The organism is Aliidongia dinghuensis (genome assembly GCF_014643535.1).
Taxonomy (GTDB): Bacteria; Pseudomonadota; Alphaproteobacteria; order ATCC43930; family CGMCC-115725; genus Aliidongia; species Aliidongia dinghuensis.
Window position 1 is genome coordinate 1 of the sequence record NZ_BMJQ01000089.1, and the last position, 505, is coordinate 505.

Here is a 505-nt window from a genome sequence, read left to right on the forward strand (position 1 = left end):
AGCCAAACCAAAAGCGGCGGTCAATACGCCAGTCGCTACAACCGCTGTAACGACTTCGGCAAGCGCCAGCCGATAAGTTTAATTTTCGTTTTACGCTGACGGTTTTCTTGATTTGCCCCGCTGATGGGGCATTTTTATGGCTTAAATTTCTGCTATAATCGCCTATATTTACCCTATTTGAATCAACAAGGCTTTAGCATGTCTACTATTTTATTTGAACTTGGCACCGAAGAATTGCCCCCAAAAAATCTAAAAACATTGCGTGATGCACTTAACAACCATGTCACCCAATCGCTAAAAGATGCCAATATTCGCTTTGATACCATTAAAAGCTTTGCCGCCCCGCGTCGCCTTGCCTTACAGATTCAAGGAATTAGTGAAAAACAGCCCGATAAAATCGAACAAAAACGCGGTCCTGCAGTCAAAGCTGCCTATGACAAGGACGGTAATCCAACCAAAGCAGCGCAAGGGTTTGCCCAAGGCTTGGGTATTGACGTCAAGGATT

Annotated in this window: 1 protein-coding gene; it reads left to right on the top strand. The window is 44.6% G+C overall.

Features of this window, described 5'->3' with window-relative positions:
- Positions 1 to 198: 198 nt before the first annotated feature.
- The coding region (locus IEY58_RS34260; protein WP_189052672.1) for a glycine--tRNA ligase subunit beta at positions 199 to 505 on the top strand (307 nt) is incomplete at its 3' end.